General features: G+C 66.4%; 9 protein-coding genes. 3 read left to right on the top strand and 6 right to left on the bottom strand.

Features of this window, described 5'->3' with window-relative positions; all coding sequences use genetic code 11:
* Positions 1-7 precede the first annotated feature (7 nt).
* The 4 genes from CKY51_RS20425 to CKY51_RS20410 all read right to left on the bottom strand — a co-directional run bounded on the left by CKY51_RS20425 (position 8) and on the right by CKY51_RS20410 (position 3,665).
* Positions 8-1,822 carry a DUF3300 domain-containing protein gene (locus tag CKY51_RS20425; RefSeq protein WP_022974769.1) on the bottom strand — a complete coding sequence of 605 codons (1,815 nt, stop codon included), beginning with the start codon at positions 1,820-1,822 and terminating at the stop codon, positions 8-10.
* A gap of 128 nt (positions 1,823-1,950) precedes the next feature.
* The gene (gene zupT, locus CKY51_RS20420) at positions 1,951-2,769 is read right to left on the bottom strand and encodes a zinc transporter ZupT (RefSeq protein ID WP_022974770.1); all 819 of its coding nucleotides are present in this window, start codon (positions 2,767-2,769) and stop codon (positions 1,951-1,953) included.
* 123 nt (positions 2,770-2,892) lie between these two features.
* Positions 2,893-3,312 (bottom strand): energy transducer TonB, encoded by a 420-nt coding sequence (locus CKY51_RS20415; RefSeq protein ID WP_152249807.1) that lies wholly within the window; start codon positions 3,310-3,312, stop codon positions 2,893-2,895.
* Positions 3,309-3,665 carry a 4a-hydroxytetrahydrobiopterin dehydratase gene (locus CKY51_RS20410; protein WP_031341091.1) on the bottom strand — a complete coding sequence of 119 codons (357 nt, stop codon included), beginning with the start codon at positions 3,663-3,665 and terminating at the stop codon, positions 3,309-3,311. The genes CKY51_RS20415 and CKY51_RS20410 overlap by 4 nt, the downstream gene beginning before the upstream one ends.
* 83 nt (positions 3,666-3,748) lie before the next feature.
* Between CKY51_RS20410 and CKY51_RS20405 the strand changes: the two genes are divergently transcribed.
* Together CKY51_RS20405 and CKY51_RS20400 are read left to right on the top strand one after the other, a co-directional pair.
* Positions 3,749-4,348 carry an NfuA family Fe-S biogenesis protein gene (locus CKY51_RS20405; protein WP_022974773.1) on the top strand — a complete coding sequence of 200 codons (600 nt, stop codon included), beginning with the start codon at positions 3,749-3,751 and terminating at the stop codon, positions 4,346-4,348.
* A gap of 15 nt (positions 4,349-4,363) precedes the next feature.
* Entirely contained in the window at positions 4,364-6,139 is a 1,776-nt protein-coding gene (locus CKY51_RS20400) for a transmembrane repetitive protein (protein ID WP_152249805.1), read from the top strand.
* A gap of 185 nt (positions 6,140-6,324) precedes the next feature.
* On the opposite strand, the gene CKY51_RS20395 is transcribed toward CKY51_RS20400, so the two are convergent.
* Complete coding sequence (locus CKY51_RS20395) at positions 6,325-7,671, bottom strand: aspartate aminotransferase family protein (protein ID WP_022972485.1); 1,347 nt, start codon at positions 7,669-7,671, stop codon at positions 6,325-6,327.
* An 852-nt stretch (positions 7,672-8,523) separates the two neighbouring features.
* Between CKY51_RS20395 and CKY51_RS20390 the strand changes: the two genes are divergently transcribed.
* Positions 8,524-9,408, top strand: coding sequence for a helix-turn-helix domain-containing protein (locus tag CKY51_RS20390; protein ID WP_484607009.1), 885 nt, complete (start codon positions 8,524-8,526; stop codon positions 9,406-9,408).
* 269 nt (positions 9,409-9,677) lie between these two features.
* On the opposite strand, the gene CKY51_RS20385 is transcribed toward CKY51_RS20390, so the two are convergent.
* The gene (locus tag CKY51_RS20385; protein WP_152249801.1) at positions 9,678-18,947 is read right to left on the bottom strand and encodes a non-ribosomal peptide synthetase; all 9,270 of its coding nucleotides are present in this window, start codon (positions 18,945-18,947) and stop codon (positions 9,678-9,680) included.
* Positions 18,948-19,021: the final 74 nt, after the last annotated feature.

Here is a 19,021-nt window from a genome sequence, read left to right as displayed (position 1 = left end):
GCAGCTCCTAGCCGGTGTGTTTGTCGTGTTCGTGATGCTGTGCCTGCTGGGGATGGCTCGGTGCCGGCCGGGACGGCTGCGGATGCGGCATCGGTGCGCGCGGCGGCGCGAAGGAGGCCATCCGCTGCGGATGCGGTTCCGACCGTTCCGCGAACGGCGGGCGCTGCTGCGGCATCGACGCCCGTTGCGGGCGAGCGTTGGCGAATGTCGGCTGTTCGTGCGGCTGCGGCAGATTCCGGACCGGCGGCGCCATGCGTTGCAGCGCATGCGACGGCTGCTGGTTATGCGCCGCCAGCTCGGCCATCCGCGGTTCCGCTGCCGGCCACCGCGGCCGTTGCTGGGCGAGCGCAGCCTGCGATGGCATGGAGGGCATCGACTGCGGGTGCTGCGTCCGCGCCATGTCCGCCGGTATCCGCGGCGCGATGGTGGCCGAGGCGACTTGGCGTGCGAAGGGAGCGGCATGCGGCGGTTGCAACTGGTTGCCATGCGCCTGCAGCGCTGCCAGGCTCGGGCTCGGCCGCACGGCAGCCAGCGGCAGTCGCGACGGCGCCGGCGGCAACGCCGCCACGGGGCGTCCTGCCTGCAGCATGTTGGAGGTGAAGTGCGGTGCGGTCAGGTGCGAGAAATCTGGCGCCGAACGCGGCAGGGCGCGTGCGTTCTGCGCCATCGCCGCCATTGCCGCAGGGCGCGCTGCGGGATTGCCCGCTCCAGCGAATGCACCAGCCGGCGCGAACGAGGACGCCGGCCGCGCCGCCATCGCGGCATTCGCGAACGTCGATGGCGCCGTGGCTAACGTGGCGCCGGGCCGGACGATGGTGGGCGCATCCACATAGGTGTTGCGGGTGTTGTTGATGTTGTTGATGACGGTGGTCCGCGGCGCGTAGACGTGGTTCTGGTAAACCACGTATTGCGGCGAGGTCCGCGGTGCGTACCAGTTCACGCCCCAGTTGTTCCAGCCCCAGTCGTGCCATGCCGGCTGCGGCGCGAACCAACCCGACCAACCGTGGTGATGTTCCAGCGCGCTGCCGACCAGTACGCCGACGCCGAACGACACCAGGCCGGTGGTCACCAGATCCGGACCGTCGTCGTAATAGCGAACCGGGTGATAGCGGTAGCTGCGATAGACCTCCACCGGCGCGCCGTAGACGACTTCGGGGTCGTAGCGTGGCACATAGACCACGTCGTGTTCTGCCGGCTCGATGGTGATGACCCGCGACGGCGGTGGCAGCCGCTCTCCATCCAGGACCGGTGTCACCACTGCATGTTCGGCTACCTGGACCCGCATCTGCGGAGTGCTGCGCAGATGGCCGCTGGCCTGGGCACGTTGACGCATCACTTGCACCGCGGCGAAGACATCATTGGGGTCATGCGAGTAGGCGTCGCCAAGGGCCCGGGTCCAGTCGAGATTGCCGGCCAGTTGATCGACCACATCCGGAAACATCGTCAGTGCCTTGATGCTGGGGTCCCAGGGCTGAGACGCACTGGCCTGGGCGCGGTCGGCGGTGCTCAACGAACGATTGCTGCGCAGCCAGTCCTGCGCGGTGGTGACTTGGTCCGGATAGACCGAGGCGGCCAAGGTCTGCGCAAGCAGCTTGTCCGGGAACAGCGCGATCGGTGCGACCAATTGTTCCAGCTGGTCGGCGGTGGGTGGCGTATACGGCGGTGCGGGCTGCTGCGCGATCGTCGCAGCGGCGGGGGCCGGTGCGACGTCGCTCGTCGCCGGCGGCGCGTCGTCGCGCGGGCAGCCGCTGAGTGCCAGAACGTTGAGAGTCACCGCCACTGCCAGGGCAAGACGGGCCGGCTGCCGGACGATGCGATTCATGAAGCACCTCTGCGTGCGTGGACGACGCGGCTAAGATGCACCGGCCTAAATGTCTGCAGGCTTTCGCGCAGCACTGCGACAGCGCCTCGGCGCATGCCCATTCAGTGGGCATTGCGCAAGCGAACGCGTCAGGGAGTGGCGAAGCGGAACAGCACCAGGCTAATGGCCAGGGTGGCCATTCCCGAGACCAATCCATAGACGGTTTCGTGGCCTTGTGCGTAGCGCTTGGCTGCTGGCAGCAGCTCATCCAGCGCAAGGAACACCATGACGCCGGCGATCACGCCGAACACGGTGCCGAACACCGCGTCGGACAGCACGCTGGACAGCGCCAGGTAGCCGATGCCTGCGCCGACCGGCTCGGCCAGCCCGCTGATCAAGCTGGCGCCGACGGCATAGAACTTGTTGCGGGTGGCGTAATACACCGGTACCGCGATCGCGATGCCCTCAGGGATGTTGTGGATGGCGATGGCAAAGGCCAACGGCATGCCGACCGCTGGGCTCTCGAGCGTCGCGAAGAAGGTGGCCAGGCCTTCCGGAAAGTTGTGCGCGGTGATCGCCACCGCCGTCAGCAGGCCAACGCGGCGCACATAGGCGCGGTTGTCGTCGCGAAAATGCGGATCGTCGGTGGACAGGCTCTGGTGCGGATTGGGGATCAGGCGGTCGACCAGCATGATCAGCAGCACGCCGGCCAGAAACGCCAGCGTGCCGTAGGCGAAGCCGATCCGGTCGTCGTAAGCGTTGGAAAAGGCGGCGATCGACTTGTTGAGGATCTCCGACAACGACACGAACACCATCGCGCCACCAGCGAACGCCAGGCCGAAGGCCAGCATGCGCGGATTGGGCTTGCGGGCGAAGACCACCATCAGGCTGCCCAGGCCGGTCGCCAATCCGGCCGCCAGGCTGACCGCCAGCGCGATCCAGACGTTCTGGGATGTCACTTCAAGCATGCGGTACGACGACCCTCGGCGAGCGGAACAGGATGGGGGCGACGCGAGGCATGCTGCCGTACAGCGACCAGGCGGCCATCCGGCGGGCAGGATGGCCGCGTGAGGATGATGGGCGCGTGGTGGTCAGCGACCGCGCCGCGCCTGTTCCTCGATGGCGAAACATTCGTTCGGCTTGGGCACCGGCGGCTTGAAGTCCACTGGTACCTGGATGGTCTGCGGTACCGGCTGGCCGTTGCGGGTTGCCGCATTGAACTTCCACTCGCGCACCCGCGTTTGTGCCGACGTATCCAACGCCGGCTGGCCGCTGCTCTGGACCAGGCTGACCTCGGTCGGCGTGCCCTGCGGGCCGATCACGACCTTCAGAACGGTCTTGCCGCCGATGCCGGCGCAAGCCAGTTGCGGCGGGTAGTCCGGCGGCGGGGTATGTACGGCCGCCAGCTCGGTAGGGGCGATGGCCGGAGCGGCTGCCTGCTGGGAAGGTTTGCCACAACCGGTCACAACCGCGGTGGCCAGGCTGGCAAGGAAGAGGCAACGAAGGCTCATGCGGCGTGTCCCTGGTCGTAGAGCTGGGCGGTCTTGGCCGCACAGATGAAGTCGTTTTCGCTGAGGCCACCGACATCGTGGGTCGAATAGCGCACCACCACCCGATCGTAGTGCACGCCCAGGTCGGGATGATGGTCTTCGCGATGAGCGATCCAGGCCAGCGCATTGACGAAGGCGAGGGTGCGGTAATAATTGGCGAACCGGAAGGTGCGGGTGATGGCCGCGCCAGCCTCGGCCAGTTCCCAGCCGGGGACCTGCGGCAGCAGTTCCGCCAGTCGGGCCTCGCCCAGCTTGTGGTCGCTGCCCTTGCGCGGCAGGCAATGCGCCTGTTCGAGGGGGATCAAATCGGTCATGACGGTCTCGCAGTCAGTGGCGGGCAGCGCCAGGATCACGGTGTTCCATGAGCGACGGCGCATTGAGCGCTAGAATAACCCGCATGATCCAGATCTCCGAAAACGCACAGGCCCATTTCCGTAAGCTCATCGAACGCGAGGGCGTGCCCGGCATGGGCGTTCGCCTGAGCGCCGTGGATGCCGGTACGCCACGCGCCGATGCCCGCCTGGAGTTCGCCGAACCGGCCGACCTGGCCGGCGACGAGTGGGCGATCGACTGCGATGGCTTCACCTTGTATATCGTCGCCGCCAGCGTGCCATGGATGGATGGCGCCGAGATCGACTACGTCACCCAGGCCACCGGCAACCAGCAACTGACCATCAAGGCGCCCAAGATCAAGGGCGAAGCGCCCGCCGAATCCGCCTCGATGGTGGAGCGCGTGCAATGGGTGGTCGAGAACGAAATCAATCCCCAGTTGGCGTCGCACGGCGGACGGGTTGCGGTGCAGGAAGTATCGGCCGACGGCGTCGTGCTGCTGCGCTTCGGCGGTGGCTGCCATGGCTGCGGGATGGCCGATGTGACCCTGAAGCAGGGGATCGAGAAGACCTTGATGGGCCGCGTGCCGGGGGTGACCGCCGTGCGCGACGCCACCGATCATGCCAGCGGCGAAGCGCCCTACATTCCGCGCGACAGCGCGGCCTGATCCAGCCCCTCGCCGGTGATCACTGCTGCCGATCTCCTGCAGGCGCTATTGGCGCGCATGACGGGAAAACCGATCCTGGAGCGGCGCACCGGTCTGCCGTATGGCTGGGCGATCTGGATACGCAATCGCAGCGTCGCAGCGGCGCCATTCGATGACGACCAGGTCACCGATGTGCTGTTGGGTCGCCCTGCCGCTGTCCGCGTGCTGGGGCCAGTTGCCGCCTTGAGCATGTGGCGGGCGTTCGTGCAGCTATGGTGGCAGCAGTGGGAACCGCGGCCGCGCGATGAGCGTCCGCTGCATTGGTTGGCGGTGCTCGGCAGCCTGCTGGTGCACCTGGGTTTTGTGCTGCTGCTGCTGTGGGCGGTGTCGGGACGGCTCAACCCGGCCAAGAAGCCGGAGCCCGAAGAGGGCCGGGTGCGGCTGAGTTTCATCGGTGACGGCGCCAGTGCCGAGGGTGGGGGCGAAGGGCAGCCGGCCGCCGCTGGCGACGCCGCCGCGGCCGCCACGTCGACAAGCGTGACCCGCCCGGCCGCAACCGCGCAACGCAAGGCGCCTGTGGCGCCGGCGACACCGCCAGCGCAGGCGTCGGCCGAAAGTGCGGCGAGCACCCCTACCGCAGCGACCGAACAGCCCGAGCTGGCGCCGCCGCAGGTGCCGCCGGTGGCAGTTGAGATCCCGCCGGTGACAATCGACTCGCCGCTGCAGGTCACCGAAACGCAGGTACCGACGTCGAGCTTCGTGGTGCCGCCCCCGCCGGCGGTGGCCATCGCGCCGCGACCGATCGAGCCCACCGTGCCGCAGGTGCGTCAGCGCGAGGTGCAGACCGTCACTGAACGTCCGCAGCTGCGCGAGTTACCGCAGCCGCGTGCGGCGGTGAGCGTGCGCTCGGTCGATGCGCCGAGCGTACGCGAGCGCGAGGTGGTGGTGCCCGATCGCCCGCAGATCACCGCGCAGACACCGCCGCGCCGCGAGATCACCCCGACCGTGCGCATGCCGGAGGTGGCGGTGCGACAGGCCGATGTGCCCAACGTGCCAGATCCCGCGCCGGAACCCGCGCCGGCGCCAACGCCCGTCGCTTCGACGCAGTCGGCAACACCAGCGCCAACGTCAACAGCAGCGTCAACGTCAACGGCCAGTGCCGCGCCGACCCCTGCACCGGCGACTTCCCAGTCCGCAGCATCTACCTCGCATGCAGCGACAGCGGATGCAACCACAGCGGCGAGCAGCGCGTCCCGGCAGAGTGCCAACAGCAGCGCCGGTCCCAAACCGGTTGCCCAGAGCGGTGGCTGGGACATGGCCGCGGGCGCGGATGACTGGAGCAAGGCCGATCGCAACCGGACCGGCGCGAACACGGGGGGTAGCAAGGCACGCGATGGGCTGTTCAACGATGATGGCAGTGTCCGCGTCGCTGGCACCGCGGCGGACGGTGCCAAGGCCGGCGATCGCGGCCCGCCAGGTAGCCAGACCGATACCTGGAGCCGCGACCAGATTGCCCAGGGCGGCACCTGGCTGAAGCGTCCGCCCTATGACTACACGCCGACCTCGTTCGACAAGTATTGGATGCCCAACGAATCGCTGTTGCAGGAATGGGTGCGGCGTGGGCTGAAGAAGATCGAGATCGCCATCCCCGGTACCAATACCAAGATCAGCTGCGTGGTCTCGCTGCTGCAATTGGGCGGCGGCTGCGGTTTGAGCAATCCCAATCTCAACGACCAGCCGGCGACCGCCAGGCCGCCGCCGGACGTGCCGTTCAAACGCGAGCTGCAGGACAACAACGGCGCAGTGCGCTAGCGAGCCAGGCTGCAGCATGCGGTGGCCGTACCAGCACCGATGTCGTGCCGTCGTACTGCTGCCCACACGGCAGGGGGCCGGGCCTGTCCGCCAGGGACGCGTCCGCGGTCTCCCTGCATTGGCGATGGCGTCCCTGCATTCCGTCGCCCCGGCGATGCGGGATCACTCGGGAGACGCGCCTGCGGTCAGAGCGAGTCGTGGGTCAGCGCATCGGGGAGTGCAGTGGGGCGCGCTGCGCTTGGCGAAGCTCCCGTCGCGGCGCTTGACGACGCAGCGCAGTGCGTGTCCAACGCTGCGCGCAGTGCATGCGACAGCATGTCCAGGCCTTCTTGCAATAGCGCGTCGGGTGTCGTCAATGGCGCCATGACCTTGAGCACTTCGTCGTGCGCGCCTGCAGTCTCGATCAGCAGCCCCTGCGCGAAGGCCTGCGCACTCACCGCGCCTGCCAGCGCGCCGTCGCGTAGGTCCAGGCCCAGGAACATACCGCGCCCCTTGACGCGTGCGCCCGGCACCTGTGCGGCCATGCGGCGCAGGGCGTCGTCGATGCGTTGCCCACGCAGGACCGCCTGGTGGCTCAAGGCATCGTCTGCCCAGAACTTGTGCAGTGCGACCGCGCCTGTACACATCGCATGGTTGTTGCCGCGGAACGTGCCGGTGTGTTGGCCGGGACGCCAGCAATCGTGCTCGGGCGCGACCAGCAGCAGGGAAAACGGTAGCCCAAAGCCCGACAACGACTTGGACAGCACGACCAGATCCGGCACCAGCGGAAGGCCATCGAAGCTGAAAAAGCGGCCACTGCGCCCACAGCCGGCCTGGATGTCGTCGACGATGATCAGCGCGCCATGCCGCTGCGCGGCAGCGAACACCCGTTGCAACCACTCCGGTGACGCCACGTTGAGCCCACCTTCGCCCTGGATGAGCTCCAGTACGATGGCTGCAGGTGGATCGATTCCGCTGGAGGGATCGTCGAGCATCTGTTCGAGCAAGGCTGCCGTATCCACCGCTGCGCCGGCATAGCCGTCATAGGGAAGGCGGGTGACCCCGGCATGGGCAAGGTCCATGCGGTGATGGCGGCTTCCGGTCAGCGCCAATGCCCCCATCGACAAGCCATGGTACGCATTGCTGAAGGCGATGACGTTGTGGCGCCCCGTGCGCATGCGCGCCAGTTTCAGTGCCGCCTCGATGGCGTTGGCACCGGTGGGCCCGGTGAACTGCAGGCGGTGGGCCAGCCGTCGCGGCTGCAGGATGCGGGTGACGAAGGCTTCGATGAACGCTTGCTTGGCTGGCGAATACAGATCCAGCGACAGCGCGATGCCGCCCGTGCGGATATGGGCGATCAAGGCCTCCGCCATCTCCGGATCGTTATGACCATAGTTGAGGGCGCCGCAGCCGGCGAGAAAGTCGATGTAGCGACGTCCGTGTTGATCGACTAACTCGCTTCCCGCTGCGCGCACGAACACCGCATCGAACTTGCGGCAGTAGCTGCGCACGTTGGATTCGTGTCGCTCGAAGATGGGCTGAAGCTCGCGCATGTCGATCCTGAGCAGGCAGTTGGTCGGTTGCGAGGGAGTGCGATCGAGTCGTGGGACGGTCGCTTGCAGCGCCAGCGATGCGTGCGTTCGTCACCCGGCTTGGAGGCGCGAATGCCCGCGCCTCATCGGTAGTCTGCAGACGGCAGGCCACGGCTTCTTGACTCGCCGTGACGTTCACTTGCTCGCCTGGACGTGGTCTCTCCGCGTCACTGGGTCCCAAGACGGACCGTGCAGGCATGATCCGAGTCGCCGCATTCATGTGGACACGAACACCGAGCCGATGTGGCATTGCGCATTGGCGACCCGTCGTCGTGGCGCCCCAAGCGAAGTCAATCGCACCGCTGATCCGGACGATCGGACGCGGTTCTTGAAATCCAATGCAGATTGTCTTGGTGTCAGCGTCGGAACATGACGGCACAATCGAAGTGCAGTCGGTGCCGAAATGGCCCGTCAAAGGCCCCTAAAACGCTCAAAACTCCATGCTTTATCTTCGGCGTCCCGCAAGTGTGATGCAGATGTCGCCGCTGGGATCGAACGTCGCAGAAAAGTCCTGTTGTCCTGCGGTGTCCTATGGAAATAAATAATATTTTACGGACTATCTAAATCTTAATATTTTCGCTCTTCCAGACATCCGGCTCTGTCATCTGGGAGACGCAAAGCATTCCTAGTCTTCGCCGTAGCCAACTGCTGAGGTCGGATGAAATGACAAAGGCATGCCAGGCGCAGATGGATCTCCCGCGCACCACTACCGATACGAAAGCCGCGCGCTCTCCAGGCACGCCAGATTCCTTCTTCACCGCGCAAGTCCACCCAGGTGAGCGAGTCCCGCGATGGCTCGACCGAATGGCGCATGTGCTGGGTACCGACCGCCCCGAGATGCGTGCGCGCCGCAAGTTTTCCTTTGCGCCGCTGCAAAGCTGCTTCGAAGGAGCGATCCAGCAGATTCGGCTCGGCGGCCTGCATGTTTCCAAGGTCGCCGTCACGGGTCATGAATTCGAGTTGACGCTTGGGGACAACGATCAACCTCCTTCCTATTTGCTGGTCTCGCTGCAATACAAAGGGGCGAGCCGGCTGACCTGCGATGGCCGCGTCTGCGAATTGCGTGCCGGCGAGCTGGCGGTATTGCCGGTCCATCGTCAGCTGCGCTTCGCCAGCGATGCCAATGTCGAGAACTACTTCATCTGGTTCGAGCAATCGCAGTTGGAGGCGCAAATCGCCAATGGCTTGGTATCGCATCAGATCTGTGAGCCGGCGCCCATGCAGCGCTTGGTGTCCAGTCTGATCGAACGACTGTTCAGCGAGCCTGGCCTGTGCAACCCCAGCAGTGAACCATTTCTTGCAGAAGCCTTGAGCAAGCTCTTGCAGCTGTCGTTGACGGAGGCCGACCAGGTCCAGCAACACGCCGAGCCGCATCGGCCGTCGCGCGAGATGGTGGTGCAGTATGTCGAACGCAATCTGCGCGACCCGGAGTTGTCGCCCGAAAGCATTGCGCGTGCCCTGGGCTGGAGCAAGCGCACGGTCTACCGCGCGTTCAAGGGCGACGATGGCGAGAGCTTGAACGGCTATCTTTGGCGCCGCCGTGTGGAGCAGTGCGCGCAGGAACTGCGTGGCCCCAGCAACCTCAGCATCACCGGCATCGCCTATTCGTTCGGCTTCAGCAGCTCGCCGCACTTCAGCCGGCTGTTCAAGCAACACATGGGGGCGTCGCCGCTGCGTTACCGGCGCGGCGACCATTGAGCGCGATCTTGGGCACATGCGCGGCGTTTCGCCTGCGCGATCGACCGCCGCAACGCCAAACGGACGGATGTGCGAACGCCCAATGCGCCGTCCACACTGTGGCTGCGCCTGCCGGTCCAGCACCGATCGCCCACTTTCAACCGATACACGGCGTTCGCTGCAGCGCCGGCTGATGCCGGCGAAGACCCGCATGTCATCTGCTGACCGGAGCAGCACGGTCACCGATCTCGCCGGATCACGGTGACTCTCTGGTTGCGGGCCCATGTCCATCACAGGAGGTAGGCCTGGCGATCGTCGGTGCCGATCGCCTCGTCCGCGTGCGTCGGCAGGCTGCTCAGCTGCGCTGCCAACGAGGCGATCGTGGCGTTGTCGAATAGCTGCGATACCGCGATCGTGCGCTGCCAGTGGGACTGAATCCGCGCGACCAGTTGGACGGCCAGCAACGAATGGCCGCCGATGTCGAAGAACACATCGTGCCTGCCTACCGTCTCCCGTCCCAGCAGTTCGCACCAGAGCCTCGCCAACGCCAACTCGTCCTCGCCCTGTGGCGGCTGTTGCGCCGACTCGATCGGCGCGTGTTCGCCAAGGTCGTCCAGCGCACGTGCGTCGAGTTTGCCGTGGCTGGTCAGCGGCAACTCTCGCAGTGGAACATAGGCGGCAGGCTGCATGTAGTCGGGCAAGCGAGCGGACAGCCAGTGCCGCAGCGTTGACGCGAGCGTGTCCAGATCCGTATCGATGGTGGCGACCACATACGCCAGCAAGCGCGGCTGACCGGATTGATGGTGTTGGCCACGGACGACCGCCTGTACGACGCTGGGATGCGTCTGCAATGCCGCCTCGATTTCGCCCGGTTCGATACGGAAGCCACGCACCTTCAGTTGCGCATCCGCACGTGCCAGGAAGTCGAGCATTCCGTCCTCCCGCCAGCGCGCCAGATCACCGGTGCGATACATGCGCGCGCCCGGGGCGTTGGCGTATGGGTCCGGGACGAAGCGTTCGGCCGTTTCCGCTGCACGCCCCACATAGCCCTGCGCCACGCCCGGTCCTGCCAGATGCAGCTCGCCAGGAAGACCGATCGGTACGGGGTTGCCGCGCGCATCGAGCAGGCGCACCTGCATCGCGCGGATCGGCTGTCCGAGCGGAATGCGCTGTGGTGGCGACGTCGCCAGCGACGCAGTGAGCGTCAAGGTCGTGGCGAACTGGGTCGCTTCGGTTGGGCCATAGGTTTGCAGTAACCGCTTCGGCCCGTCGGCAGCGCCGAGTACCGCGGCAATGGCGCGTGGGTCGGCGACATCGCCGCCGGTAATCAGATAGCGCAGCGTCGGCAGGCCGGTCGTCAAGTGCGGCGCATAGGCGCGCAGTACGCCGGCGACCAGGATCAGGACGCTGATGGCCTGCGTGCGGACGAAGTCGGCCAGCGCCAGCGGGTCCAGTACCGTGGCCTGCGGGACCACCACCACGCAGGCACCGCACAACAACGGCGCCCATACTTCGAGGGTGGTGGAATCGAAGGCGGGATTGGAGGCGAAGCCAAAGCGATCGTCGCTGCGCCACTCGGCATAGTCCGGGGCGAGCACCAGATTCAACACGCCCGCGTGGGTGATGGCCACGCCTTTGGGTACGCCGGTGGAGCCGGAGGTATACATGACGTAGGCGACCGCATTGGGCGGCACGTCGACGGCCGGGCACGGCGCAGCGCTGCGATCACTGGCCAGGCTGGCATCGACCGGCAGGCAGTGCGCGGTTGCCCAGGCTGGACGCGCCTGTGGCGGGTGCACGACCACGTTGGCGGCACAATCGTCCACCAGCTGCGCCAGCCGGCGTGCGGGTTGCTGCGGGTCCAGCGGTACGTAGGCGGCACCGCACTTGAGGATGGCGAGCTGCGCGATGACCAGGGCAGCGCTGCGCGGCAGCACGGTCACGACATGGTCACCTGCGCTGACTCCGGCGGTGCGTAGCCGCTGCGCCAGCACATCCGAGGCGGCCTGCAAGTCGGCGTAGCGCAGGTCCAGGGTTCCATCGCGCACGGCGATCGCTTCGGGGGTGCGCGCGACTTGTCTTGCGAAGGCTTGCTGGAGGCTGCTCGGTGTTTGCTGTGCGAGCGCTACGGCAGGCGTGCCGAACGCGAGCGACTGGGCAGGTTCCGCCAATCGCAGCTCGTCGAGCACCTGGGTCGACACGGCATCGGCGAAGCCTTGCAACAGCTGGCAGTAGTAGGACAGGTGGCGTTCCAACGTCGAGCGCTCGAAGAGCGCGCTGGCATAGGTCAAGGTGCCGTTGATGCCAGCGGCTCCAATCCACACCTCCATCGCCAGATCGACGTGTGCTGCCGGGCAGCCTCCCTGTAGCGGCTGCAGTTGCAGTCCGGGCAATTCCAGTGCGCTGCTAGGCGTCGTATCGGAGGAGAACATCGCCTGGCAAAGCGGTGCGTGTGCGAGCGTACGGGCAGGACGCACCGCCTCGATGACGCGATCGAAGGGCAGATCCTGGTGCGCTTGCGCCTGCAACACGGCCTCACGCACGCGCTGCAGCAGCTGGGCCAAGCTCGGCTGGCCCGACAGGTCGATGCGCAGCGCCACCGTGTTGACGAAGAAGCCGATCAGCGGCTCCAGTTCGGTGCGATCACGCCCGGCAAGCGGAGTGCCGATCACCACTTCGCTCTGTCCGCTATAGCGCTGCAACAGCAGGGCCCAGGCGGCAAGCAGCGTCATGAACGGCGTTACGCCGTGCTGCTGGCTCAATGCGCGCAGCGCCGCGCTCACGTGTTCGGGCAGCGAGAAGGTGAGGGTATCGCCGCGGAAGTCCTGCCGCGGCGGACGTGGGTGGTCGGTGGGAAGCTGCAGCAGCTGTGGTGCGTCGTACAGGCGCTGCTGCCAGTAGGCGAGTTGACGTTGCAGCACGGCACCGTCCAGCCATTGGCGCTGCCACACGGCGACGTCGCCGTACTGCAGCGGCAGTGGCGGCAGCGGATCGTCCTTGCCTGTAGTGAATGCGTTGTACAGCGTGCTCAACTCGTGGATCAACACGCCCGTCGACCAGCCGTCGCAGACGAGATGGTGCAGGGTCAGCACCAGCACGTGCTGCTGCGGCCCAAGCTGCAGCAGGCAGCCGCGCGCCAATGGGCCGGCTGGATCGAATGCGGTACGGCGTTCCAGCGCTGCTTGGCGCTGTACCTGTGCGTCGACATCGCCCACCGTGCGGAGCACAGGTTGCTGCAGGGCGAAACCGATGTCTTCGGCCAGGATCTGTTGCCGCGGCTCGCCGTCGACCACGACGATTCGCGTGCGCAGGGTTTCGTGGCGGGCCACGATACGGTCCAGCGCCTTGTGTAAGGCGTCGATGTCCAGCGCACCGTGCAGCCGCACCCCGTGGGTGACCAGATAGGCGAGGTCGGCTTCCGGATCCAGTTGCGCCAGGAACCACAGCCGTTGTTGGGCGAACGATAGCGGCAAGGCCGCGTCGCGGGCGACTGGGGTGATGGGCGGCAGGTTGTTCTCCGTGGCGGTGGCGACGCAGGCAGCGAAATCGGCCAGGCGTGGCCGGGCGAACATCTCGGCCAAGCCGATGTCGATGCCGAACTGACTGCGTAGACGCGACGCCAGGCGGATCGCCAGCAACGAGTGTCCGCCCAGGGCGAAGAAGTCGTCGTTGCGGCCAATCGGCGCGCAGCCAAGTACCTCGCTCCACAGCGTGGCCACAGTCTGCTCGACCGGGCCACGCGGCGGCTCGTGGTCGCGTGCGTGGTGCCGTGCAAGACCGTCCGGGAGCGGCAGTGCCTTGCGATCCAGTTTGCGGTTGGGCGTCAGCGGCATGGCGTCCAGCCGCATGTAGACGTGGGGCAGCATGTAATCGGGAAGGCGTGCGGCCAGATGCGCGTGCAGCGCCTCCGGGTCCAACGTGTCTGCGACAACGTAGGCGATCAGTGTAGGCACGGCGTCGCTGCCATGTTGCACGCATATGGCCGATTCGCGCACGCCGGGGGCATCGGACAACAGGCTTTCGATTTCGCCCAGTTCGACCCGGAAGCCGCGCAGCTTCACTTGCTGGTCGGTGCGGCCGAGGAAATCCAGGCTGCCGTCGGCATTCCAGCGCGCCAAGTCTCCGCTGCGGTACATGCGGTGCCCGGGGAGGGCGGCGAATGGATCGGGCAGGAAACGCTCGGCGCTCAAGCCTGGCCGCGCATGATAGCCGCGCCCGACCTGCGCGCCCGCCACATACAGTTCACCGATCACGCCATTCGGCACCGGTCGATAGCGTGCATCGAGCACATAGATGCGCGCGTGGCGCAGCGGCTTACCGATCCCGACGCGGAGGACGTGACCGTCGGTGTGGCGTAGGAGCGCTGCGGTGCAGGAGATCGCCGTTTCGGTGGGGCCGTAAGTATCGATCAGTGCGATACGGTCCAGGCCGAGAGCGTGCCACTGCTGCAGGTGATGCGACGAAAGCGCATCGCCAGTGACGTTGATCATCCTGACATTCTGCAACTGCCGCCGTGCCTGTTCGGGGTGCTGCGTCCATACGCCGACCAGGGTATGCCAGTGTGCGCTGGTCAGATGCAGGGCGGTGGCTTGCAAGGCAGTGGGCGTGGCGTCCAGTGGCAGCGATTCCAATCGCAGGGAGGCGCCGCAGATCAGCGCTGGAAGCAGCTCTTCCAGCGACAGATCGAAGCCGATCGCGTTCTGCTGCAGGACGCAGTCATGGCCGCTCAGGCCGAACAGCTCTGCGGCAGCGATGCAATACGCGCTCAACGCCCGATGCTCGACCATCGCGCCTTTTGGACGACCGCTGGAGCCAGACGTGTAGATCAGATACGCCAGATTGGCTGGCTGGGCCATCGCTTGCTCGGCGGACGGCGCGGGCGCAGGAACGGTGAGGAGGTCCTCGTAGCGCAGCAGGCGCGTGTCTTGGTCTCTCGGCAGTCGCTGCACGGACTGTGCCGAGACGACGACTGCAGCAGGCCGGCAATCGTGCAGGATGTCGGCCAGTCGTTCGCTGGGAAGATCCGGGTCCAGTGGAACGTAGACGGCGCCGGCATGGAGCACGCCAAACAGCGTCGCGACCAACGCAATGCCGCGCGGCATGCAGACCGCGACGCGCGCTTCCTGGCCCAGGCCGTTTGCGCGCAGCTGCCGCGCCAGCGCCTCGGCACAGCGTGCCAGCTCTGCATAGCTGAGCGTCGTTCCGTCGGCCTCGATCAGCGCAATGGCATGCGGCGTCCGTGCTGCCTGCGCGAGAAACAGTTGCGGTACCGTCGCCAGCGGCGCGGCCGCATGCGCCGGATTCAAGCCGTCGATGACGGCCGTGCGTAGCGCCGCCGGCAGGATCTCCAGAGCATGCAGCGGCGTCTGTGGTGCGGTGTCCAGTGCATCTGCGATCTGCTGTAGCGCCTCTAGCATCAATGCACCGACCGGCTGAGGAGCGATTGCAGCGACGGTCTGGATATCCAGCCAGAAGCCTTCCGTGGTTTCGTTCACCGAGAGCGACAGCGGATAATTGGTGCGTTCGTGTGCCTCCAGAGCATGCATGTCGCTGCGCGGAGACGCGTCGGCCATCGGCTTGCCGTCGCCGGCATGGCGGTAGTTCAGCAGAGCCGTGAACAGCGGTGCTGGTGCGGCGATGCCACTGCAGCGCTGCGCGAGTGCCAGCGATACGTGCTCGTGTTGCATCAACTGCGCCAGCAGCGTCTGTACGGCGCGGGCCGCATCGGCGATCCCGCTGCCGTCGAGCCGCAGGCGCAGCGGCAAGGTGTTGAGAAACATGCCAAGCACGCGGTCGATGCCCTGGCCGCCATGCATGCGGCCGAACAGGGTGGTGCCGAAGACCACATCGTCGCAGCCTGCGGTGCGGCCGACGACCAGTGCATAGGCGAGGTGGAACAGGCTGGCCACGCTCATGTTGAGTGCTGCCGCCTGCCTGCGCAGCTCCTTGGCCAATGTGGCGGGAAGCTGCAGTCGTAGATCGGAGAGCGTACGCCCATCGCCGTGGACGTCGAGCAGGCCGTAAGGCGCAGTGGGTTGATCGATATCAGCCAGCATGTCGCGGAAGAACGCTTCGGCCGATGCGGTGCCTTCCAGGCGTGCGCGAGCGACGAAGTCGCGGAACGGGACCGGTATCGGCAGGCGATCCTCCTGACCGGCCAGGATCGTGATCACCTCCTCGATCGCCAGGTTCAACGAGGTGTGGTCCATCACCAGGTGGTGATGCAGCAGGCCGAGCAACCAGCGCTGCTCGACCATGTCGTAGAGCACATGTGCGTGCAGCAATGGCGCGCTTTGCACGTCGATTCGCGCGTGCGGCGAATCGAGGCAGTCACGTAGCTGCCCAAGCGCATCGTGGCCCTTTGCAAGGTGGCGATGGAGCTGCAGCGGTGCATGACGCCAAACCACCTGGGCCGGTTCACGGACCCCTTGCCACACGAAGGCCGTACGCAGAATGTCGTGCCGCGCGATCACGGTGTCGAGCGCGCTCAGGAAGCGGTCCAATGCCTCGCGTGTATCGAACGCGTGCAGGCCCGGGGAGAGATAGGGGTCGGCATCGGTGTGCTGCAGATGGTGGAAGAGCAGACCTTCCTGCAGCGGCGCCAGCGGATAGATGTCCTGCACGTTGGCGGCACCGCCACGCACGGTCGCGACCACTGCATCCACTTCGGTCTGGGTCAGTGCGACCAGCGGCAGATGCTCCGGCAGGATCCGGCTGCACCCATGCATGATTCGGTTGGCCGGAATCATCACCGGCGCCAGCGGGCGCAGCGCGTTCGCCAGGGAGGCCAGCACGGGAGCACTGAACAATGTGCCGATGTCCAGTTGCCAGCCGGATCGTTGCAGACGCTCGATCAGCGTGATTGCCAGTAGCGAGTGACCGCCGAGCGCGAAGAAGCTGTCGTGGCGACCGATGCGTGCGATGCCGAGCATGTCGCACCACAGGCTGGCCAGCAGGACTTCCCGCTCGCCCTCGGGTGCGGCATAGGCTTGCGTCGCCAGCGCGTCGGCGTCCGGCACCGGTAGAGTACGTCGGTCCAGTTTGCCGTTGGCGGTCAGCGGCAGGGTATCCAGCTGTACGTAGGCCGCAGGCAGCATCGCCTCGGACAGGCGCACAGCCAGCTGTGTGCGCAGGCGATCGGCCGCCAGCGATTCGGCGTCACCGACCACGTACGCGACCAGGCGCGGTTCGCCCGCGGTGTCCTCGCGCAACAGCACGGCCGCCTCACGGACACCCGCGCAGGCGCGTAGCGCGGCTTCGATCTCGCCCAGCTCGATACGCACGCCGCGCAGCTTGACCTGCTGATCGTTGCGGCCGAGGTAGTCCAACGCGCCATCGGCACGCCAGCGCGCCAGGTCGCCGGTGCGGTACATGCGTGCACCGGGCTGGTCAGCAAACGGATCGGGGACGAAGCGTTCGGCGGTCAGATCCGGGCGACCCAGGTACCCACGCGCAAGCTGCACGCCTGCGATCTGTAGCTCACCGGCCACGCCGATCGGCGCCAGCTGACCACGCGCATCGCAGACATGCAGGCAGGTGTTGGCGATCGGCCGACCGATCGGCACGCCGTGGATGTCGGCTTCACTGCATTCCCACGCGCTGACATCGACCGCCGCTTCGGTCGGGCCGTAGAGGTTGTACAAGCGGGCCTGCGGGAAGCGTGTGCGTGCATGCTGGGCCAGATCCGCGGGCAGTGCCTCGCCGCTACAGACGATGCGACGCAGGCTGGAGCAGGCGGCGGCTGGCACGGCATCGAGGAAGACGCGCAGCATCGACGGCACGAAATGCACGGTGTCGATGTTGGCGTGTTCGATCAGCGTGCGCAGGTAGCCAGGATCCTTGTGGCCGCCAGGCTGGGCCAGCGCCACGCATGCCCCAACGCGTAGCGGCCAGAACAGTTCCCACACCGAGACATCGAAGCCGACCGGCGTCTTTTGCAGCACGCGCGACTGCGGGCTCAATGCCATGGCCTGCTGCATCCATTGCAAGCGGTTGTCGATGGCCGCGTGGGTAGTGACCACGCCCTTGGGGCGTCCGGTGGAGCCGGAGGTGTAGATGACGTAGGCAGGGTGTTGCGGATGCAGGTTCGCGAGCTCGGGTGCCTGCGTCGGCGCGCACGCCCATGCTGCAGCGTCTTGATCCAGCAACACGGTCTGCAGATCGGCCCGTGCCAATCGCGACGCGTGGGTATCACGATATGCAAGCAGGACGCGCGGTCGGGCATCGGCCAGCATGCCTTCCAGACGCGCCGTCGGGACGTCGATGTCCAACGGCAGATAGGCGGCACCGGCCTTGAGCACGGCCAACAAGGCGACCATCAGATCGATGCTACGCGGCAGGCAGACGGCGACGCGGTCTTCGGGCAGCACGCCCAGCGCGATCAGATGATGGGCCAGCTGATTGGCGCGGGTGTCGAGTTCGGCGTAGCTGAGTGCGTTGTGGTCATCGCATACCGCGAGGGCATCGGGTGTGTGGCGCGCCTGCGCTGCGATGGCGCGATGCAGCGTTCGGCTGCCTTCGAGATCGGTCTTGGTGGCGTTGAACCGCTGCAGTTGCAAGCGCTCGACAGCGGGCAACAGTACCAAGGCCGGCAGCGCCGTGTTCGGTGCGGTCTCCAATGCCTGGACCAGGCTGCCGATCGCCTGCAGCAGCATTGCCAATACCCGTTCGGCGCCGATGTGCCGTGCGACCTGCACGTCCAGCGCAAAGCTGCCATCGACAGCGATGTCGTCGACCGAGAGCGTCAGCGGGTAGTTGGTGCGTTCCTGCGATTCCAGTAGTTGGATTCCCTGCCATGGCGTCGAGGCTGCAGGGCGACCGGCATGACGGTAGTTGAGCAAGGCGGTGAACAGCGGCGTGGGTGCTTCGATGCCGCTGCAGCGCTGGGCCAGCGCCAGTGTTGCGTGTTCGTGTTGGAGCAGCTGCGCGAGTTGCTGCTGGGTCTGGCGGGTGGCCTCGACCACGCTCCTGCCATCGCGTTGCAGTCGGATGGGCAGGGTGTTGAGGAACATGCCCATGACGCGGTCGGCGCCGTTGCCCCCTTGCAGGCGACCGAACAAGGCGGTGCCGAATACCACATCGTCCTGGTTGCTGGCCTGGGCCAGCATCAAGGCATAGGCAAGATGAAACAGGCTGGCCGCGCTGGTATCGAGGCGGCGTGCCTGCAGACGCAAGGCGGTGCACAGCGTCGTTGGAAGCCGGGATTGCAGTTGCTCGATATCCGCACCGTTGCCGCGGATATCGGTGAGTCCGAACGGGGCGGTCGGGGCGAGAAGATCGCCCAATTCCTGACTGAAGAAGGCACGCTGTTCGGCCTCGCTGCCTGCGCGACGTGCCTGTGCCACGAAGTCGCGGAATGGCAGCGGTGCAGGGAGCGGGGAGGCAGGATCCTCCAGCAAGCAATGCACCTCCGCGACCAACAGTTCCAACGAGGTATGGTCGACGATCAAATGATGGGTGTGCAGGCCGAGCAGCCAGCGGTCGTTGGCCGGGTCATGGGCCAGATGGCCGCGCAGCAGCGGCGCCTGGGTGATATCCAAGCGCACGTGCTGTGGATCCATGCACGCTTTCAGCGCCGCGAGCACGTCGTGGTCGTCGAGTGTGTGCTGCTGCAAGGGCAGCGCCGCATGACGCC

It is taken from the genome of Xanthomonas maliensis (genome assembly GCF_009192945.1).
GTDB lineage: Bacteria > Pseudomonadota > Gammaproteobacteria > Xanthomonadales > Xanthomonadaceae > Xanthomonas > Xanthomonas maliensis.
The sequence above is the reverse complement of the archived record's forward strand: the minus strand, read 5'-3'. Positions and strand labels throughout refer to the sequence as shown.

Coding starts and splice junctions, on each gene's coding strand:
- CKY51_RS20395 (WP_022972485.1), bottom strand. CDS start 7,671: ATGCGCGAGCTTCAGCCCATCTTCGAGCGACACGAATCCAACGTGCGC.
- CKY51_RS20385 (WP_152249801.1), bottom strand. CDS start 18,947: ATGGATCCACAGCACGTGCGCTTGGATATCACCCAGGCGCCGCTGCTG.
- CKY51_RS20425 (WP_022974769.1), bottom strand. CDS start 1,822: ATGAATCGCATCGTCCGGCAGCCGGCCCGTCTTGCCCTGGCAGTGGCG.
- CKY51_RS20410 (WP_031341091.1), bottom strand. CDS start 3,665: ATGACCGATTTGATCCCCCTCGAACAGGCGCATTGCCTGCCGCGCAAG.
- zupT (WP_022974770.1), bottom strand. CDS start 2,769: ATGCTTGAAGTGACATCCCAGAACGTCTGGATCGCGCTGGCGGTCAGC.
- CKY51_RS20415 (WP_152249807.1), bottom strand. CDS start 3,312: ATGAGCCTTCGTTGCCTCTTCCTTGCCAGCCTGGCCACCGCGGTTGTG.
- CKY51_RS20405 (WP_022974773.1), top strand. CDS start 3,749: ATGATCCAGATCTCCGAAAACGCACAGGCCCATTTCCGTAAGCTCATC.